Origin of the sequence: Flavobacterium collinsii (assembly GCF_946903285.1) — a bacterium.
GTDB lineage: Bacteria > Bacteroidota > Bacteroidia > Flavobacteriales > Flavobacteriaceae > Flavobacterium > Flavobacterium collinsii.
In genome coordinates, this window is record NZ_OX336425.1 from 397,873 (window position 1) to 417,216 (window position 19,344).

Sequence of the window (19,344 nt, forward strand, 5' to 3'; positions counted from 1 at the left end):
ATTATTTACTTAAATTTTCTTCAATTAACTCCAAAGAACCTTCTAAAAGCACTAAATTGTTAGTGTTTAAAATAGCGTAAGTGCTTAATTCTGAGCTAGTTACGACATTAGAAGCCTTTAAATTGCGTGACGACAAATATACATTTTTATTCGACTCTCCCAACACAAATAAAGATTTTTTATTCTCTAACCCTAAAGCTTTCAAAACGTTAATGAAATTTTTAGTGTTTGGCGCTTCAAAATTAAAGTCTTCAAGAACGATGATATTCGACTCTTTTGCTTTGATTGAGAAAGCTGATTTTCTTGCCAATCTTTTCAAGCTTTTATTCAATTTAAATGAATAACTTCTTGGTCTTGGTCCGAAAATTGTTCCACCACCTTTAAACAATGGATTTTTGATACTTCCCGCACGAGCCGTACCAGTTCCTTTTTGTTTTTTAATCTTACGTGTACTTCCAGTCACTTCAGCTCTTTCTTTAGCTTTGTGAGTTCCTTGTCTTTGATTAGCAAGATATTGCTTAACATCAAGGTATACAGCGTGATTGTTTGGTTCAATTGCGAATACTGAATCAGAAAGTTGAACTTTTCTTCCAGTATCTTTTCCGTTGAAATCTAATACTTTTACTTCCATTACTTCTGAATGATTACATAAGAGTTTTTATGTCCAGGAACACATCCTTTAATAACAAGTAGATTCTTTTCAGCTACTACTTTTAAAACTCTAAGGTTTTGAACTTTTACATTGTCTCCTCCCATTCTTCCAGCCATACGCATTCCTTTGAATACTCTAGATGGATAAGAAGATGCTCCTACAGAACCTGGCGCTCTTAAACGGTTGTGTTGACCGTGAGTTGCTTGTCCAACACCACCAAATCCGTGACGTTTAACAACCCCTTGAAAACCTTTACCTTTAGATACACCTTGTACATCTACAAATTCTCCTTCAGCAAAAATAGAAACATCAATAAGATCTCCTAATTTTTGTTCAGTTGCAAAATCTTGAAATTCAACGACTTTTTTCTTAGCAACAGTTCCAGCTTTTTTAAAGTGACCTAAAGCCGCTTTAGTGGAATGTTTCTCGTTTTTGTCATCGAAACCAAGTTGCAACGCTTCGTACCCGTCAACACCTTTGGTTCTGACTTGGGTAACAACACACGGCCCAGCCTCGATTACTGTACAAGGAATGTTTTTCCCGTTTTCGTCGAAAATACTAGTCATGCCGATTTTTTTACCAATTAACCCAGACATAAATATTAATTATTAATTACTAAAATTCCCTTCAATTTGAAAATAACAGAAATTTCCAAACAGGGAGTGCAAAAGTAGACATTAAAATTGAATATACCAAACGGTTATAAAAATTAAATCGCTCATTATCAAAATTCAAGCATCAAAGCATCCGCCCACATCATTTTGTGAATTAAAAAAATACAAGTCAAGCAATTTTATACCTGAAAACTTTTTTATTAACAATTCCTTAATCCAATCATCCAAAATCATTGGTAGCAACCTAAATAAAAGAAAATTTAACACAATAAAAGCGCAGAACATCAAACCAAAACAACTGCATAAAATCCAAAAAAAGAATTTTAACACTCTAAAAAAAGAAAACATCTTTCGCTTTATTTTTTAATTTAGAAACATTATAAAATAGAAAAATTTTCATCTTTCTACAACTCCAAACCTCTGTCAAACCTTTCACAATAAATCAATACGTCAAGCTGTGGAAAATTTCACAACACCCCATCCCCAACATTAAAACCCCAAACCATACCCTATGCAGACAAAAACAAAAAGACCTATACGTTATTCGAAATGATCCCTTTTAAAATTATTACACAGCTTACAAAAAAAATCTCCTCACTTTTATTTTTTTTTCAAATACTCCTTTTTACTTTTTTCTTGCAGCCCAAACCAAACTCTCACAAAATTCAACTATTTTATCAAGCAAATTGAATGCGCATTGATTACTCTCATAACCACCTCCAAACACACCAAACTGACTAAAATTATTATCCACAAAAACATCAAAATAGTTAATTCCTATTTTCTTCAGAAAAAGCCCCAACAACCCATGCCGTCATCCGAAAGCTTCCCTAATCTCTACCAACCCTTCCTCTTCAATTATCTCATTTTTTTTTACCCTGAAAAAATCCACTCACTCATCCTTAAAATTAAAAACCAATACCTCTACTACATATCATGAGACCAAAGAACACCACCAATTATTCATACTATATGATTTAGTTCCGATAGCCTACCCCCAATTCATGAACAACAATTAAGTTCATACGAAGTATTAGGCAAAAAAACTATTTGTCGCAGAATAACACGACAGGTCTCTCCTTTTTTTTTACATTTTAATAAAGACATTACTTTTCCGAGAAGTTCAAACTACAAAGACAAAAGAACTATATACCGAGCCACAATCACAAAGAAACAAAGACACAAAATCTTTTCACTTCTTTAGTCTAACCCCAACCAAATTTCACATCATTATTCACTGTCTACTCCCTACTGATAAAATTAAAGATCATCTTTTTACACAATCTCCACGATCACGGTATCAATACCAAAAAGTTACAAAATATTAAAATAGCGATTTCCGTATCTTCAAATTCTGCAACACCCAAAATTCCTTAACACATCTTAACCAAAGACTTCAAAAACAACAGCAAAAAAAACAACCAACGGATTCAACTATTGAAACACAATATTATTATAAAAATTTATAGCACAAAAAAAAGAGACTATCTCGTTAATTCGAAATAGTCTCTTTTGAAATTATTACACCGTTTAGAAAAATTATCTCTCCTTAAACAATTTTTCCAAATATTCGTTTTTATCTTTTTCCGCCTGAACCAAGCGCTCGTACAACTCAACCACTTTATCAAGCGGATTAAATGTGCATTGATGATTATAATCATCAATGCACATTTAATCCGCTTGATTATTAGTAACAACCTCATTAAACGTATTAAAATAGTTGATCATATTCTCTTCTGAAAAATTCTTAATTGCCTCTACTGTCACCCCAAGAGCTTTTGCTATTTCCGCAAGTTTCTCTTCTTCTATTATTTCACTATTCTCTATATTAGAAACGCTCTGCTGGCTCATACCTAATGCCATTGCCAGCGCCTCCTGCTTCATATCACGAAGTTCTCGAATACGGCTAATCTTACGCCCTATGTGATTTGGTTTTGTTAGTGTGCTCATAATTCAAAGATAATAATTAAGTTTTATAATAAGTATTAGGTAAAAAACTATTTGATCTGGTATACCACACCAAAGGTCCGCATCCTGTTGACGGAAACAAAAATATAATTTTTCCTACAATTTAAAAAACACCAATTAACGGATCGATACAAAATGCTATGGAGTCGATAAAAACTATTCCTTTTATCGACGATTTCAGCTCTTCATTTAAGAAATCATTTTATTACAGCAGATTCTATAATTAGTATTCTCTATCGGCATAAATATTTGAAATGTTTAAAAAAGGACTCAAGACCCAAAAGCATAAAAATAGCGCAACACACTATAAATTTAGATAATGATTCATATTACCCTAAAGAGGTATAAGCAGTTAGAAATAAAACGTAAAATCTTGATTAAAAAATGCCAACTTTAGGAAATATCATAAAATAAGATATGTGCTTTTTGAGCAATGCTTTCGCCCTTTCAGGGCTTAAAAAAATACTCACCATTATTCATGGCACTTCGCACCATGTTACTGCTAAGGCTCTTTCAGAGCAACAGATTCCAAATACTTCTTTCTTATGGAGTAAGCTGTAAATTATTATTATTTTTTGCAATTAAGAAATCTTAGAAAAAAGTAAAACTTTAAAAGACTGCAAAAGACAACCACTTTCACCCTTAAAATCCTTTACAATAAAGAGAATGCCAATTTTATCACCCCACAACTTTTGAACCTGATTCTTTTCAAACCGACTAATACCCATGTCCAATTTTACAAATCCTCAGGTTTTCACATTGATACCAATTAACACCACTTTAAACAAATAACTTTTGCTCATAAAAAAAGCGAGACAGTAATGTCTCGCTTTTCTATATAAAATATAATCTAATTATACTTTGATCTCTACTTCAACTCCACTTGGCAATTCAAGTTTCATTAATGCATCGATAGTTTTAGATGAAGATGAATAAATATCAATCAATCTCTTGTATGACATTACTTCAAATTGCTCTCTCGCTTTTTTGTTAACGTGCGGAGAACGTAATACAGTGAAAAGTTTTTTGTGAGTTGGCAACGGAATTGGACCTGTTACAACTGCTCCAGTAGTTTTTACTGTTTTTACGATCTTTTCAGCAGATTTATCTACCAACATGTGATCGTAAGATTTTAGTTTTATTCTGATTTTTTGACTCATTTTCTTAAGAATTAAGCGTTACCTTTTGCTTTTTTAATTACAGCTTCTGAAATATTAGAAGGTGTTTCTGCATAGTGAGAAAACTCCATTGTTGAAGTTGCTCTACCAGAAGACAATGTTCTTAATGTTGTTACATAACCAAACATTTCTGATAAAGGCACATCAGCTTTAATAGTTTTAGCACCGTTTCTGTCACCCATGTCATTTACCTGACCTCTACGACGGTTGATATCACCAACGATATCTCCCATGTTTTCTTCAGGAGTAATAACTTCCATTTTCATGATTGGCTCCAAAATAATAGCACCAGCAGCTTTAGCTACTTCTCTATAACCCATTCTAGCAGCTAACTCAAAAGAAAGTGCATCAGAATCGACAGGGTGGAAAGATCCGTCCGTCAAAGTTACTTTTAAACTATCTACTTGATAACCTGCCAATGGACCAGTTTTCATAGCTTCACGGAAACCTTTTTCTACAGAAGGGATATATTCCTTAGGAACGTTACCACCTTTTACTGCATTAATAAACTGTAATCCTACAGGAACTTTTCCATCCACTTCTTCAGCTGGCTCAAGTGTAAATACGATATCACCGAATTTACCACGACCTCCTGATTGTTTCTTGTAAGTCTCTCTGTGTGTTGCAGTTCTTGTAAACGCTTCTTTGTATTCAACTTGAGGCTCACCTTGGTTCACTTCAACTTTAAATTCACGTTTCATACGATCTACTAAGATATCTAAGTGAAGCTCACCCATACCTGAGATAATAGTTTGCCCTGAAGCCTCATCTGTTCTAACTGTAAATGTTGGATCTTCTTCAGCTAATTTAGCCAAAGCCATACCCATTTTATCAACGTCAGCTTTAGTTTTAGGTTCAATTGCAATACCAATTACCGGTGCAGGGAATTTCATAGACTCAAGAATGATTGGGTGTTTTTCATCACACAATGTATCTCCAGTTTTGATATCTTTAAATCCAACAGCAGCTCCAATATCTCCAGCCTCAATATATTCGATTGGATTTTGTTTGTTAGCGTGCATTTGGTAGATACGAGAGATTCTTTCTTTACTTCCTGAACGAGTGTTCAAAACATAAGAACCAGCATCTAAACGTCCAGAATAAGCACGGAAGAAAGCTAAACGACCTACGAATGGGTCAGTAGCAATTTTAAATGCCAAAGCAGCGAACGGCTCTTTTACGTCCGGACGACGTAAGATTTTAGTTTGATCTTCTTCTAATAATTCAGCATCATCAGGGTGAATTCCTTCGATACCTTCCTTATCCATTGGAGAAGGTAAATATTTACAAACTGCATCTAACATGAATTGAACTCCTTTGTTTTTGAAAGAAGAACCAGCGATCATCGGGATGATAGCCATATCCATAGTAGCAGCTCTTAAAGCGTTGTTGATTTCTTCCTCGGTAATAGAGTTTTCATCTTCCATGAATTTCTCTAAAAGGTTTTCATCGTAATCAGCAACCGCTTCAATAAGAATAGATCTGTATTCTTTAACCTCTGCAACCATATCAGCAGGAATTTCAACGATATCAAAAGTTGCCCCTTGAGTCGCATCATGCCAAATGATAGCTTGGTTTTTTACTAAATCTACAACACCTTTGAAATCATTTTCTTCACCAATTGGCAAAGTGATCGCAACAGCATTTGATTTCAACATATCACGAACCTGTTGACAAACTCCTAAGAAGTTAGATCCTTGACGGTCCATTTTGTTAACAAATCCCATACGTGGAACTCTGTACTGATCAGCAAGTCTCCAGTTAGTTTCTGACTGAGGCTCAACACCATCAACAGCACTAAATAAGAAAACTAATCCATCAAGTACACGTAAAGAACGGTTTACCTCTACAGTAAAGTCAACGTGTCCAGGAGTATCAATAATATTAAAGTGGTATGGCAATGATTCAGGCAAAAGTTTTCCTTGCTCAGTTGGAAAATTCCACTCACAAGTTGTTGCAGCTGAAGTAATTGTAATACCTCTTTCTTGCTCTTGAGCCATCCAGTCCATTGTTGCAGCACCATCGTGTACTTCACCAATTTTATGTGACTTTCCAGTATAAAAAAGGATACGCTCAGTTGTTGTTGTTTTACCAGCATCAATGTGAGCAGCAATTCCGATATTTCTTGTATATTTTAAATCTCTAGCCATTTCTTACGAATTAAAATCTAAAGTGAGAGAAAGCTTTATTAGCTTCTGCCATCTTGTGAGTATCCATTCTTTTCTTAACCGCAGCACCTTCTTCTTTAGCCGCAGCTAAACATTCTGACGCTAAACGTTGTGCCATAGATTTTTCATTTCTTCTTCTAGAATAAAGTATTAACCACTTCATTGCCATAGAAATTTTTCTGTCTGGTCTAATTTGCATTGGAATTTGGAATGTAGCTCCACCAACTCTACGACTACGTACTTCTACGTGAGGCATAACGTTTGTTAACGCATCTTTCCAAATTTCTAATGAAGATTTTTCTGAATCTTGCTTTTTAGACTCAATGATGTCAATTGCATCATAAAATACTTTGAAAGCTGTAGATTTCTTACCGTCCCACATTAAGTTGTTCACAAAACGTGTTACCAATTGGTCATTAAACCTCGGATCTGGTAAAAGTGGTCTTTTCTTTGCCGCTCTTTTTCTCATGTCTTTTTCTTAAAAGTTTTTAAATTACTTTTTTGCTTCTTTTGGGCGTTTAGCACCGTACTTAGATCTTCTTTGCGTTCTTCCTGCAACTCCTGACGTGTCAAGCGCTCCACGAACGATATGATATCTAACACCTGGTAAATCTTTTACCCTTCCACCTCTAACTAATACTATCGAGTGCTCTTGTAAATTGTGTCCTTCTCCAGGGATGTAAGCATTCACCTCATTACCATTTGTCAAACGTACACGCGCAACTTTACGCATTGCAGAGTTTGGTTTTTTTGGTGTAGTAGTGTAAACACGCGTACAAACCCCTCTTCTTTGAGGACAAGAATCTAAAGCAACCGATTTACTCTTCTTAGTTATCTGAGTTCTTCCTGTTCTTACTAATTGTTGAATTGTTGGCATAATTAATACTAAAAATTTATTATGTATATTAAATTCCCGCTTTTTACGGGGTTGCAAATGTATAAAATATTTTTCACTATACAAACGTTAATCCATTAATTTTCAATAACATTATTTAAGCTTATGATTTTACAAACAAACAATAGATATTTGCAATACTTTTAATAAATGAAACAATTGCCTTTGAAACCGCTTTTATACCTCCTATTTTTCATTGCCAGCATTTCTTCACATGCTCAAGACCTTCATTTACAAATTAAAGGAACAAATCAAACCGAAACTCAAATTATTGATTCGTTAAACTATTCAAGAAACCATCCTAATTTAAAATCAATTTTTGAAGAAGTTAAAAACACCTCAGAAAAACTATCCAAAAATGGATATTTGGACCACAATATAATCGAGACAAAAAAAACAAACGACAGCACTTTCACCTCCATAATCGACTTAAAAAGCAAGACAAAAGAAGTCCATATATATATAGGAGCAAATCACAGTTTTTTTTATGATGTAAAAATCAAGAACGATACTTTAATTATTCCTTACAGAGAACTGGAAAATTATCTAAATCAAAAAACATTAGATGCAGAAAAAGCTGGTTTCGCCCTTAACAAAATAAAACTTGAAAACATCCAAAAAAAGAAATCGATAATTTACGCAACGTTAAATTTTAAATCCGAAAAAAAACGTACTGTAAATTCCATTATTCTAACCCAAACAGATGACTCAAAACGAGATTATTTCCCAAAAGGACACTTAAAACAACTCAACAAAAAATACTTAAACAAAACGTTCAACCAAGAAACCATAAAACAACTACACAATGACATCAATGCGTTTGAATTTATAACCCAAACTAAATACCCCGAAATATTATTCACAAACGACTCTACAAAAGTATATACCTATATTGAAAAAAGAAAAGCAAACACTTTTGACGGATACATTGGATTTTCTAATGACGAAAACAAAAAAACAACCTTAAACGGATACTTAGATCTATCACTACTAAACACACTGCGTGCCGGCGAACAATTCTCCCTGTATTGGAAAAGCGATGGAAACCAACAAAAAACCTTTAACACAAAGATTGAAATTCCGTACATATTTCAATCTTCACTGGGCATAAAAGCGCAGCTAAATATTTTTAAACAAGACAGTACTTTTCAAAACACCAAAACCGCAATCGACTTAGGTTATTTCTTAAACTACAATTCACGACTATATCTAGGCTACCAATCTACAGAATCCAGTGACATTCAAAACACAAACAACACCACAATTAGCGACTACAAAAACTCTTATATCACCTCTACTCTCGAGTATAAAAAAACAGATTATCTCAACACGTTACTCCCCAAGAAAGCTTCCCTAAGCCTCATAATCGGGTACGGAAAAAGAAACACCAACAACAGTCCTCAAACCGTAGAATCAAGCAAACAATTCTATACCAACCTTAATTTGTCCTACAATTTTGAGCTTAACAAAAAGAATTTCATCTTTTTGAATCCCCAAATTTTTTATTTAAAAAGCCAAAATTATATCACCAACGAACTATTTCGATTTGGAGGAACAAACTCCGTAAGAGGTTTCACAGAAAACAGCCTTCAGGGTAATTTCGCCTCTATGTTGCTCACCGAATACAGGTACAAAGTATCCAACAATTTATACATCAATTCCATTATAGACTTTGCAATCTATCAAGATTTAACAAACAATCAAAATCTTAATAAATTACAAAAATTATCAGGAGTCGGAATCGGCACAACAATCCAGACAACAAGCGGGCTACTCCGAATTAATCTCAGCAATGGCGGAGAAAATCTTCAGGAAATTAAATTATTTAACACAATTGTTAGTATATGCTACAATGTTAAATTTTAACCTTGTGAGAAAATTCACCAACACAAGATCTACTTTGTTAACAAATTATTAAGAACTTGCTATTTCTGAAAAATCCTAAGAAATAAGCGGGATTACAAGAATTATTCCTAAAAACAACAAGAACAAACATCCAGTAAATTCAATTATTTAACACAATAGTTATTATCTGTTATAATGTTAAATTTTAACCTTGTGAGAAAATTCATTAACTCAACACTAGGATTATTAACAAATTATTAAGAATATTGTAAGACTAATTCAAAATAATTGAAAAAATGAAACCAAAGTTCAATGGATTTTTAGTACTACTTTTAGTACTATTCGCGCAACTAACCTTTGCGCAGGAAAGAGCCGTTTCGGGGACCGTTACCGATGATGCAGGTATGCCATTACCAGGCGTAAGTGTACAAATCAAGGGAACGAAAACCGGCACACAGACTGATTTTGATGGTAAATATTCCATCAAAGCAACCACAAGTCAAATTTTAGTATTTAGCTACATCGGCATGAAGACTCAAGAAATTGCCGCAAGCTCATCACAAGTAAACACCAAGTTATCTGGAGATGCCCAACAACTAGAAGGCGTTGTGGTAACTACAGCCATGGGTATTAAAAGAGAAAAAAAATCTCTTGGATATGCCTCTCAACAAATTTCCGGAAAAGACGTTAATGGCGGAGCCGGAAACGCTAACGTTGCCAATCTCTTATCTGGTAAAGCCGCAGGGGTAGAAGTTCAGAGAAACAATAACTTTGGAGGCTCTACAAACGTTGTAATCAGGGGAAACAAATCACTTACAGGAAATAATCAGGCTCTTTGGGTTATTGACGGGGTGCCAATTGACAACTCAAACTCAAACGTTTCTTCTCAGCAAATTGGTAACGGTGGTTATGATTACGGTAACAACGCTTCAGACATCAATCAAGAAGACATCGAAAGCATTAACATCCTTAAAGGAGCTGCCGCAACAGCACTATACGGATCCAGAGCTGCAAATGGAGTTGTAATGGTAACAACAAAAAAAGGAAAATCAAATGACAACAAAATAGGATTTTCTTTTTCAAGTGGATTCACAAATGGAAGCATTGACAAATCAACTTTTCCTAAATATCAAGACAGATACGGATCTGGTTACGGCTTTGGATCATCATTTTTAGGAACCGGTACACCAGACACAGTAGACACATCTAATGATGCTTCTGACGGAGACGCTTTCAACAATCAACCCGTATATCAATGGGATGCTTTTACACCGTTTTCACCAAACTACGGAAAAGCCACTCCATGGGCAGCTGCAAAAAATGGCCCTGTAACTTTCTTTAACAATGCTCACACTTTCGTTAACAGTATTGCACTTGAAAAATCAACAGAAAGATCAAGCTTATCTTTAAGCTATGTTAACACCAATCAAACTGGTATCCTTCCAAACAGTGAATTGAAAAAAAATCAGATAAGCGCAAGATTTAGTCAAAAAGTTACAGACAAACTTACTGCTAACGCCTACGCAGCAGTTACCCTACAAAGTACCGTTGGTAGAAACTCAACTGGCTACAATGACAACATCCTGGGCAATTTCAGACAATGGTGGCAAACCAACACTGACGTACAAGCTCAAAAAGATGTTTACTTTGCATCAGGCGGTCAAAACGTAACATGGAACTGGAAAGACCCAACGGAGCCTTCAGGTTTAGTACCTGCCTATTGGGACAACCCGTACTTCACCCGTTATCAAAATTACTCTTCTGACGACAGAACCCGCTTATTTAGCTACGCTTCTCTAAATTATGATATTGCCCCATGGCTAAGTGCACTAGGGAGAGTTTCTATTGACACTTACAAACAACTTCAAGAAGAAAGAAGAGCTGTAGGATCAATAGCTTCAGGATTTGGCCTTTCTCCGGTTAACGAATCATCAGGCTACCAAAGAAACGACATTAATTTTCAAGAAATTAATTACGATTTCATGTTGAATTTCAATAAAAAAATCGGTGAAAACATTAGCCTAAATGGAGTTATCGGAACAAACATAAGACGCAACAAAAGAGACAATGTACTTTCTTCAACAGTTGGAGGATTAGTAGTTCCCGGAATTTACGCTTTATCAAATTCACGCTTAGACCTTCCGTTCCCAAGAGAAGCAAAAGTATCTTCAGGAGTTAATGGTATCTACGCTCAGGCCTCTGTTGGTTATTTAGATACTTATTTTGTAGATGCTTCTATCAGAAGAGACGTTTCATCTACATTACCAGATAACAACAACTCTTATGTATATCCTGCAATTTCGGGATCATTCCTTTTCTCAAACGTAGTAAAGGCAGACTGGTTAAATCTAGGAAAATTCAGAGTCAATTATGCCGAAGTTGGAAATGATGCAGACGCACTTCAACTAAATAATACTTACACAAGAGTTTCCAATTTCCAAGGACAACCTCTTTACACAAACTCATTATTACTTCCATTCCGTAGTATTAACAAAAATCCAGATCTTAAGCCTGAGAGAACAAAATCATTCGAAGTTGGTTTAGAAACAAGCTTATTAAACAGACGTTTAGGTTTTGACATCACTTACTACAAAACAAACTCAGTTGATCAGATTGTTGCAGCTGCAGTTTCTTCAGGTTCTGGTTACACAAACGGACTAGTAAATGGTGGAAACATAGAAAACAGAGGATTTGAAATTCAATTAAACGGAACTCCAATCAAAACAAAAGATTTCAGCTGGGAAATTATTGTAAACTGGTCCAACAACAGAAGTAGAGTTATTTCACTACCAAATGGACTTGACAATCTTCAACTTGGAACATTTCAGGGCGGTGTCACTGTTAATGCTGCACCAGGAGAAGCCTATGGCACACTTAAAGGAACTGACTTCGTTTATACAAACGGACAACCTACCATTGATCAAGCTACAGGAAAATACATGATTACCACAAGTTCAAATAACGTAATCGGAAATATTACTCCGGACTGGATCGGTGGTGTCAGAAACAAATTCACTTACAAAAATTTAACTTTCGGATTTTTAATTGACACTCAAAAAGGAGGAGATATTTACTCACTGGATATGTATTACGGTCTTGCATCCGGACTTTACAGAGAAACTGCTGTAGGAGACATCAGAGAAAATGGACTATTAAATGAAGGTGTTGCCCCTAACGGAACTCCAAATACAGTAAAAACAAAAGGCGGATCGATCGCAAACAGCCTGGGATATCAAGCTGCTCCAAACAAGGCCTTCATCTACGATGCCTCTTTTGTTAAATTAAGAGAAGTATCTATCACTTATAACTTCCCTAAAAGCATGTTCGAAAATACATTCTTAAGCTCAGCATCAGCAAGCTTAGTTGGTTCGAACTTATGGATAATCAGTAAAAATCTACCATACGCAGACCCAGAAAGCGGATTGTCTTCAGGAAATAGCTCTAGAGGTTATTCAGTTGGATCACTTCCAACAACCAGAGATATTGGTTTTAACTTAACGTTCAAATTTTAATACAGAAATAAAATGAAAAAATTAATATATGCTTTAGGAATCATGCTACTCACAGTTTCTTGTGACGATAGCAGCCTAACAGACTTAAATATAGATGTAAAAAATCCTTCTGTAGTACCCGCAAGCACTTTATTCACAAATGCCGAAAAAAGTCTAACAGAACAACTTATCAATACCAACGTAAACAGAAACATATTTAGATTAGTCAATCAGCAATGGACCGAGACTACCTATTTAGACGAATCTAATTACAATTGGGTGACTCGTAAAATTTCAGACAATCACTGGGACAGACTTTATGCAGGAGCACTTGCTGATCTAGCTCAGGCAAAAGGTTTTTTAGAGAAAGAAGTAATCTCGCCTACAGACCCGGAGTTCACAAAAAAAACAATAACCCAAAAAAATCAATTGATCTTAATTGACATTTTAATGGTATATACGTATCAAATTTTAGTAGATACTTATGGAGATGTTCCATATTCGGAATCACTATTAGGAGCTGGCGATTACCTACCTAAATATGATAAAGCAGTAGACATCTACAAAGATTTAATCGTACGACTAAACAAAGACATTGCAGACCTAGACACTTCAAAACCTGCATTTGGAAGCGCTGAAGTTATATACAAAGACAACCTGAATGCCTGGATCAAATTTGCAAATAGCATAAAACTAAAACTAGGTATAAACCTAAAAGCATCAGGTCTTGAAGCGGCAATTGCCGACGCAACAATTATATCTGGTGCAGCAGGAGGCTTCAAATCAAATGCAGATAATGCAAAATTACCCTATATGCTAAACCTCCCAAATACCAACCCACTATATGTAGATATGGTATTCTCAGGCAGAAACGATTTTGTAGTTGCGAAACCATTTGTAGATGCTTTAGTTACATTAAACGACCCAAGAAAAACACCTTATTTCAAACCAACATACAAAGATACAAATGCTGCAGATGAGCTAATAACTGTAACAGGTTATAGAGGAGGAATCGTTGGAGCAAAAAATTCACAGTCAAAATATACTCATGCAAGTGATAAAATCAAAGCACCAGATTTCAGCGGTACTTTATTAGACTATGCAGAAGTAGAATTTTTGTTAGCAGAAGCTTCAGGGAGAGGTGTTGCAGTTGGAGGCACCATTACATCACATTACAACGCAGCAATTCTAGCCTCTATGGAAGACTGGGGTGTTTCATCAACAGACGCCAATGCCTACCTTGCTCAACCAGCCGTTGCTTATGCTACGGCTACAGGAACTTGGCAACAAAAAGTAGGAGAGCAAGCATGGTATGCTTTGTTTAACAGAGGTTTTGAAGGCTGGACATCAACCAGAAGATTAAACTTCCCTGTCCTAACACCACCAGCATCTGCAGATGCGGCAGCCGGAGGACAAATACCCTCCAGAATGGCCTACCCTATTAGAGAACAAACACTAAACGCAACAAATTACAATGCTGCAGCAACTTCAATTGGAGGAGACAAACTAACCACCAAGATTTTTTGGGATAAATAGGAAATACTATAAAATAACATAATTTAACACAAAACCACCCTGAAAATGGGTGGTTTTTTTGTTGAAAACGTAGAAAAAACCAAAATCTACAGCCCATCTTATAAATTTTAACACTTAATTCAGCCGGTACAAATTAAAACATTAGTTTCATTTTAAGTAAAAAACAATGAATTATGCAATTTCGAATGCATTTTAACGATAAAAAAATAATTCCTGTCAGTAAAACTGCCGTTTCATTGAAAAAAAAACTTTTTTGATTAGGTATATTAACTAATTATTAAGATTTTTGTCGCACTAATTCAAAATATTTAAAAATGAAACTAAAGTTCAATGGATTCTTAGTACTTTTCTTAGTACTAGTTGCGCAACTTACGTTCGCGCAAGAAAGAGCTGTTTCTGGAACAGTTTCTGACAATGCAGGAATACCTTTACCGGGTGTTAGTGTATTAGTTAAAGGAACAAAGACAGCAACACAAACAGATTTTGATGGAAAATACTCTATCAAAGCAGCACCAAATCAAGTATTAGTTTTTAGCTACATTGGGATGAAAGCCCAAGAAGTTTCAGCTAGCGCTACTACGGTTAATGCAAAACTAAAAGACGATTCAGTAGAATTGGAAAGTGTGGTAGTTACGGCATTAGGCGTTAAGAAAAGTGCACGTGCCCTTGGATATGCTACACAAGAAGTGAAGGCAGCAGACATTACAAGAGCAAACAACAACAGTCTTTCTGGTGCTTTACAAGGTAAACTAGCCGGTGTACAAATCACTCCTTCTAGTGGTGCTCCAGGAGCTTCATCACAAATTGTAATCCGTGGTGCCCGTTCTTTCACAGGAAATAACACTCCATTATACGTTATTGACGGTATGCCAGTAACATCGCAAGCAGATTTCAGCACTGGAAATGGAGTTAGCGGAGCTGACGTTGCTAACAGAGCAGTGGATATCGACCCTAACGAAATTGAGTCTATCAACGTTTTAAAAGGACAGGCTGCATCAGCTTTATACGGGCTTAGAGCCTCAAATGGTGTAATTTTAATTACTACAAAAAGCGGGAAAAATCTAGCTCAAAGTGGCAAGCCAACTATTACGTTTAACACTTCTACAAGTTTTGAAACCATTTCAAAAAAACCAAGTACTCAAAATGAGTATGCACAAGGTACAAACGGAGTATTTGATCCAAACTCTTCAATGAACTGGGGACCTAAAATTTCAGAATTGCCAAATGATCTTAAATATGGCGGTAATGTAAGTAATGCTTTAAATGGTGGAGTTTTAAGGCCCGGTAAATATTATGTTCCACAAAGAGCAAAAGCAGGATTAGACCCATGGGTTGCACCTCAGGCTTATGACAATATTAATGACTTCTTCAATACTGGAGTAACAATAAATAACTCCTTGAATATTGCTCAGTCAACAGAAAAAACAAACTATTCATTCGGTGTAGGAACTTCAAAACAAGACGGTATCATCCCTGAAACTGGCATGAACAGATACACTGCGAAAGCGGTTGTAGATACTAAACTAAGTAACGAATGGAAAACCGGTTTCTCCTTTAACTATGTACAAACCAAAATAAACAAAAGTACCTCTGCAAATGATGGTGCAATTGCCGGAGTATTTTCAGCTCCAAGAAGTTACGACTTAAAAGGAAATGGTTATGCTTCGCCAACAAACCCGTACGATCAAATCTATTTCAGACCAACTAACTTCAACAATCCTTACTGGGCAGCTAAAAACAATGAGTTTAGCGAAAAAACAAATCGTGTTTACGGGAACGCCTATATTCAATACTCCCCGGTTATTAGTGAAGACGGAAGTCAAAAACTTACTGTTAAATATCAAGCTGGTGTAGATTCCTGGACAACTAACTATAGAGATATTTTTGAATTTGGAAACAAACTTGATTTATCAGGAAAAAGTAGTAGTGTAGAACTTACAGGTACAACTCAAGATGTGATTAACTCTTTATTCACCTTAAACTACAACTTAAACATCACTGATGACTTTAACTTCAATATTTTAGTAGGAAACGAGTACAACCATCGAAACAACAAAATTTATGAGGATACTGGAATCAATTTAAACTTTGGCGGCTGGCCAACAATTGCCAATGCAAGGACAGTATCATCAATAGAAACCCGTAGACAAGTTCGTACTCTCGGCTTTTTTAGCAACGCTGAATTTTCCTATAAAAACATGATTTTCCTGAGTGGTACTATCCGTAAAGACATTGCTTCTAATATGCCTAGAAACAATAGAGATTTCGTCTACCCATCAGCCTCTTTAGGTTTTGTACTAACAGAACTAGAGGGCTTAAAAGGCGGCTCAGTTCTTTCATATGCCAAACTAAGAGGATCGATCGCTGAAGTAGGACAATCAGGAGACTACATTGGAAACTCTTACACAACACCATCCTATAGTGGTGGGTTCTGGTCTGTAAATCCAATACAGTATCCTTTAGACGGTGTTAGCTCCTTTATTCCTAACACTACATTATATGACCCAAATTTAAAACCACAAAATACAAAATCGTATGAAGTAGGTGCTGATGTAAAACTTTTCAACAACCGAATTGGACTTGATTATACTTACTCTGAACAAAATTCAACAAACCAAATTTTCAATGTTCCATTAGCAGGTTCTTCAGGAGCTAGTTCTCTTGTAACCAATGGCGGAAAAATGCTTACAACAGTGCATGAACTTAGCTTAATGGTTAATCCTGTACGTACTGCCGATTTTAACTGGACATTCAATGTGAACTATTCTCAAATTGACAGTAAAGTACTGGCTTTAAAAGACGGTGTAGATAACATTTTTTTAGGTGGATTTACAACCCCACAACTTAGAGCTAGTGTAGGAGACCGTTTCCCGGTTATCTTTGGTGATGGTTTCGCAAGAGACGCCAATAACAATATCATTGTAGACAGCAAAGGACTTCCTACAAGAGATGGCAAACCTAAAGTACTAGGAGAAGTTGCCCCTAAATTCACTTTAGGTGGTTCTACACAGTTCACCTACAAAAGAGTTTCTTTAGGAGCAGTTGTGGATTGGAAAAACGGAGGAAAAATGTATAGCGGTTCAAACAGCTTAATGAACTTTTACGGAGTAGATGCAAGAACAGCTGACAGAGATTCTCAATATATCTATCCTGGTGTTAAAGCGGACGGGACACCAAACGACATTGCAATAGGAGGCGCAGCTGATCCGAACGGACATCAGGCATTGCAACGCAGACTAAGTGATATTGCGGAATCAGCTGTTTTTGACGCGAGTTTCGTAAAATTAAGAGAAGTTACTTTAGGATACCAGTTCCCTAAGTTACTCGACAATACTGTCGACCTTAGAGCTTCTGTTTTTGCAAGAAACATTTTGCTATGGTCTAAAATGCCAAACCTAGATCCTGAAGCGACACAAGGAAACAACAACTTCTCTGGTGGATTCGAACAATTCACAATGCCACAAACGAAGAGCATTGGTTTTGGATTGAACTTTACCTTTTAATTAAAAAAAATCAAATGAAAAATATAAAAATAACAATAACAGCTTTAATGGCTTTATTCTTATTCCAAGCTTGTTCTGAAGACAAAATGGATGAGATAAATAAGAATGTAAACAATCCTGCAGATATGGCTACCCGTTTAATTATTACGGATGTTATGATCAATTCTGCCTTCTCAGTAACAGGTGCTGACAACTCATTCTATGCTGGTTTATACTCTGAACTAAGTGCAGGAAATCACAACCAAATGTACAGAGCACAGATCAGAACAAGCGATCTACAATCATCAACAACTTACAATAACAGCTGGAACAACATTTACAGACAAATAAGAGAGTTGAATATCATTATTGACAAATGTACTGTTGGAGAAGAAAAAGGAAACTTCCAAACATTAGGTGTAGCTCAAATCTTAAAGGCTTATAACACAGCCGTTCTTACTGATCTTTTTGGAGATGTTCCTTACACAGAAGCCACAAAACCGGGAGCAATTTTTCAGCCAAAAGCAGACAAACAAGAGGCTATTTATTTAGATATCTTTAAAAACCTGAATGAAGGTATTGCTAATCTAAACAAAACATCAACATACGCCAGTTTACTCGCACAAGATCCTATTTACAATGGAAACTCAGCAAAATGGATAAAAGCAGCCAATGGACTATTAGCCAGATACACCATGAGATTATCCCTTAGAAAAGCTGATTATCAAGGTGTAATAAACTACGTAAATACTTCTTTTGCTAATGCAGATGACGAACTTAAACTTGTAGGCAAAGGTGTTCCAAATCCTTTCGCTAGATTCGAATTAAACAGAGGTGCTTTATGTGTCGCTAAAAGCTTTTACGATACTATGATTGCTAACGGGCCGACAGACGCTCGTACAGTTTCATTTTTTACAAAAAAGAATGGTGTAGTACGTCCTTTTGACAATTCAATAGAAGACATCGAATTACAAGATACATATTCTATCTCAGCTCTTATGAGTGAAGCAAATCCAATTTACTTGTTAAGCTACCATGAATTATTATTCCTGAAAGCTGAAGCTCAGGCCAGATTAGGTCTACCTGAAGCACAAGCTACTATGAATGATGCCATTAAAGCGGCTTATACTAAAAAACAAGCGGTTACTTTTACGGCATCTCAGGCTAATACTTATACTGCTTCAATAGGAGTATTAACTGGTGATGCTTTATTGAAAAAAATAATGGTAGAAAAACATATTTCTTTCTACGAAAACGAAGGTATCGAATCTTATAACGACATCAGACGTTTACATGCAATGGGTAACGGAAGTTTTATTCCTATGGTAAATCCAAAACCTGAATTGTTCCCACAAAGATTTGCTTACGGTCAATCTGACGTTGTTACGAATTCAAACATTAAGGAGCTTTACGGAGACGGTTCTTATGTATACAAAGAAAAAGTTTGGTGGGCTGGAGGTACTAGATAATAGTATCTTTTAATTCCTAAACAACTCCTAAAAAGGGCATTCATCA

11 protein-coding genes and 1 pseudogene are annotated in these 19,344 nt (G+C 35.7%); 5 read left to right on the forward strand and 7 right to left on the reverse strand.

Annotated features, from left to right (window positions below; all coding sequences use genetic code 11):
- Position 1: 1 nt before the first annotated feature.
- The 7 genes and pseudogenes from rplD to rpsL all read right to left on the reverse strand — a co-directional run bounded on the left by rplD (position 2) and on the right by rpsL (position 7,457).
- On the reverse strand, positions 2-631 hold the full coding sequence (gene rplD / locus OGZ34_RS01875; protein WP_065450855.1) for a 50S ribosomal protein L4: 630 nt from the start codon (positions 629-631) through the stop codon (positions 2-4).
- Positions 631-1,248 carry a 50S ribosomal protein L3 gene (gene rplC / locus OGZ34_RS01880; RefSeq protein WP_007803612.1) on the reverse strand — a complete coding sequence of 206 codons (618 nt, stop codon included), beginning with the start codon at positions 1,246-1,248 and terminating at the stop codon, positions 631-633. Before rplC ends, rplD begins: the two co-directional genes overlap by 1 nt.
- A 1,557-nt stretch (positions 1,249-2,805) precedes the next feature.
- A pseudogene (locus tag OGZ34_RS01885) lies at positions 2,806-3,216 on the reverse strand (helix-turn-helix domain-containing protein).
- Positions 3,217-4,088: 872 nt separating this feature from the next.
- Positions 4,089-4,394 carry a 30S ribosomal protein S10 gene (gene rpsJ / locus OGZ34_RS01890; RefSeq protein ID WP_007803605.1) on the reverse strand — a complete coding sequence of 102 codons (306 nt, stop codon included), beginning with the start codon at positions 4,392-4,394 and terminating at the stop codon, positions 4,089-4,091.
- 11 nt (positions 4,395-4,405) lie between these two features.
- Positions 4,406-6,562, reverse strand: a complete 2,157-nt coding sequence (fusA, locus tag OGZ34_RS01895) for an elongation factor G (protein ID WP_173967235.1) — start codon at positions 6,560-6,562, stop codon at positions 4,406-4,408.
- A 10-nt stretch (positions 6,563-6,572) separates the two neighbouring features.
- Positions 6,573-7,049 (reverse strand): 30S ribosomal protein S7, encoded by a 477-nt coding sequence (rpsG, locus tag OGZ34_RS01900; protein ID WP_007803600.1) that lies wholly within the window; start codon positions 7,047-7,049, stop codon positions 6,573-6,575.
- 24 nt (positions 7,050-7,073) lie between these two features.
- Complete coding sequence (rpsL, locus tag OGZ34_RS01905) at positions 7,074-7,457, reverse strand: 30S ribosomal protein S12 (RefSeq protein WP_007136570.1); 384 nt, start codon at positions 7,455-7,457, stop codon at positions 7,074-7,076.
- A gap of 168 nt (positions 7,458-7,625) precedes the next feature.
- Here rpsL and OGZ34_RS01910 point away from each other — a divergent pair, with 168 nt between their 5' ends.
- The 5 genes from OGZ34_RS01910 (at position 7,626) to OGZ34_RS01930 (ending at position 19,298) form a co-directional block, all read left to right on the forward strand.
- Positions 7,626-9,341, forward strand: coding sequence for a BamA/TamA family outer membrane protein (locus OGZ34_RS01910; protein ID WP_263361969.1), 1,716 nt, complete (start codon positions 7,626-7,628; stop codon positions 9,339-9,341).
- A 275-nt stretch (positions 9,342-9,616) separates the two neighbouring features.
- A complete protein-coding gene (locus OGZ34_RS01915; RefSeq protein ID WP_173967233.1) occupies positions 9,617-12,832 on the forward strand; it encodes a SusC/RagA family TonB-linked outer membrane protein in 3,216 nt (1,071 codons plus the stop codon).
- A gap of 12 nt (positions 12,833-12,844) precedes the next feature.
- Positions 12,845-14,347 (forward strand): SusD/RagB family nutrient-binding outer membrane lipoprotein, encoded by a 1,503-nt coding sequence (locus tag OGZ34_RS01920; RefSeq protein WP_263361970.1) that lies wholly within the window; start codon positions 12,845-12,847, stop codon positions 14,345-14,347.
- A gap of 314 nt (positions 14,348-14,661) precedes the next feature.
- Complete coding sequence (locus OGZ34_RS01925; RefSeq protein WP_173967231.1) at positions 14,662-17,850, forward strand: SusC/RagA family TonB-linked outer membrane protein; 3,189 nt, start codon at positions 14,662-14,664, stop codon at positions 17,848-17,850.
- Positions 17,851-17,864: 14 nt separating this feature from the next.
- Entirely contained in the window at positions 17,865-19,298 is a 1,434-nt protein-coding gene (locus tag OGZ34_RS01930) for a SusD/RagB family nutrient-binding outer membrane lipoprotein (protein WP_173967230.1), read from the forward strand.
- Positions 19,299-19,344 lie beyond the last annotated feature (46 nt).